2 protein-coding genes and 1 pseudogene are annotated in these 1834 nt (G+C 59.8%); all 3 read right to left on the minus strand.

All coding sequences use genetic code 11. The features are described from left to right. A pseudogene (locus tag VZ95_RS18300) lies at positions 1 to 389 on the minus strand (YbgF trimerization domain-containing protein); the annotation flags it as partial. Positions 390 to 507: 118 nt separating this feature from the next. Continuing rightward, positions 508 to 1062 carry a peptidoglycan-associated lipoprotein Pal gene (gene pal / locus VZ95_RS18305; RefSeq protein WP_045777138.1) on the minus strand — a complete coding sequence of 185 codons (555 nt, stop codon included), beginning with the start codon at positions 1060 to 1062 and terminating at the stop codon, positions 508 to 510. 221 nt (positions 1063 to 1283) lie between these two features. Continuing rightward, entirely contained in the window at positions 1284 to 1769 is a 486-nt protein-coding gene (pal, locus tag VZ95_RS23320; protein WP_198148389.1) for a peptidoglycan-associated lipoprotein Pal, read from the minus strand. Positions 1770 to 1834: the final 65 nt, after the last annotated feature.

Raw genomic sequence — 1834 nt, forward strand, 5'->3', positions numbered from 1 at the left:
TTGGCGGTTTGCGCCGCCGGAACGCTGCCAAGATCGCGCGGCGGCGCACCGGGCGCGACGGCAGGGGCTTGAGCTTGGGCAGGTGTTGCCGCGCTGGGCGCAGCCCCAGCCTCGCGGGCCTTCTCAAGCTCCGACAGGCGGAACTCGACATCGCTGCTTTGCCGCTCGGCCCGTTGGCGCATCTGAGCGACCGTGGCCGATAAATCTTCGATCTGGCCGGTCAACTGCCTAATCTGCGCTTCAAGCTCCGAAATCCGCACGGTCAGTTGCGCCGTAATGGGGATTTCGCCCGCCGGTTGCTGTTGCGCGGCGGCCGGAACGGTCAGCGCCAGCGCGCCGATCACGGCAAACGGGGCCAGAGACGAAAGAAGGCGCGACGATCCGAGCATGACACAAGCCCTTTACAGCAATCCGAGGACGGCAGTTTAGCGCCGCTTTCGGGCAAAACGAAGACAGGCTTAAAGAAACTGCGGGGGCGGCACCCTATGGCCCCACCCCCGCTAAGCTTTAACGCGGCAGCGATACGGCGCGACGGTTCTTCGCCCACACGCCATCGCCCCGGCCCGTTGCAGCCGGACGCTCTTTACCGTAGGAAATCACCTGCAAGCGGCTGCCATCGACGCCCAAGCTGGCGAGGAATTCACGGGCCGACTGGCCGCGACGGTCGCCGAGCGCCAGATTATATTCGCGGGTGCCGCGCTCGTCGGCATGGCCTTCGACGACGAAGTTCACCAGCGGATAACGTTGCAGGAACTGGGCTTGCGCGCGCAGCGTGTTCTGCGCATCCGCCGACAGCGTGTATTGGTCGAGGCCGAAGAACACCCGGTCCGTGCCATTGGCGGCAAAGCTGCGCTGCCAATCGGCCTGCGCTTGGACCAACTGCTGTTCGCGGTTGCCCGAAACGCCGCCCAATTGGTTGGAGCTGATACCGCCGGTCCCACCGGCACCGCCCGCCCCACCCGCGCCCGGATCGGACGTAACCGGGCCACCCGAACCGGGTTGATCCGAGCAGGCTGCAACCAACAAAACCGCCGCGAGCGGCAAAGCAAATTTCAAGATCATGGGAGATCATCCATCAAGCAAAGAAAAAAGGAGGGATCCAGCCAGCCGATCACCCGGCATTCCTGCGGGGCGACACACTATGGAATCGCGCGACAACATGGCGAGATTGGGACAAGGCCCACCTCTGGCGGTGTTTTTAGCCACATGTTGCGCTTCTGCACCAGTGCAAAAACCGAATCGCGCCCATGCAGACCCAGGGAAAACACCGAAGGCGTTTGGCCCTAAGGGAGGCGGGGAACCGAGACGGCCCGGCGGTTCTGGCTCCAGGACGGTTCGCCTGTTCCAAAGACGGAAGGGCGCTCCCTGCCATACCCGACCGCCGTCAACCGCGCAGGCGAAACGCCCAGGGCAATCAAATAGTCTCGTGCCGCGTTTGCCCGACGCTCGCTAAGCGCAAGATTATACTCGCGGGTGCCGCGCTCATCGGCGTGGCCTTCGACACTTAAGTAAACTTCCGGATATTCCTTCATCCAGCGCGCATGTCTCTGAAGAATCTGACGCGCCTCATCGGATAAATCATAGCGATCAAATTCAAAAAAAACTCTATCATACACTATAACAAAATCTGTCTGAACTTCACCTGGACGAATTCCAGTTGGTATTGGCCCATCTTTCTTGGGAGCTGTATTTATTTTATTTTTATCTACTGAGCATCCACCAATCAAAACAATCGATGCAATCAACAACTCTCTGCACCCCTGCATCATCGCCCCCTATAAAATTAATAATGGCCATCATTGGGCACAGCCATCGTCTTTATTATTGATAGACG

Source organism: Elstera litoralis (assembly GCF_000963705.1).
In the GTDB taxonomy this organism is placed as follows: Bacteria; Pseudomonadota; Alphaproteobacteria; order Elsterales; family Elsteraceae; genus Elstera; species Elstera litoralis.

What these genes read in the sequence shown, in the direction of transcription:
- pal (WP_045777138.1), bottom strand. Translation starts at nt 1,062, where the DNA reads ATGATCTTGAAATTTGCTTTGCCGCTCGCGGCGGTTTTGTTGGTTGCA.
- pal (WP_198148389.1), bottom strand. Translation starts at nt 1,769, where the DNA reads ATGATGCAGGGGTGCAGAGAGTTGTTGATTGCATCGATTGTTTTGATT.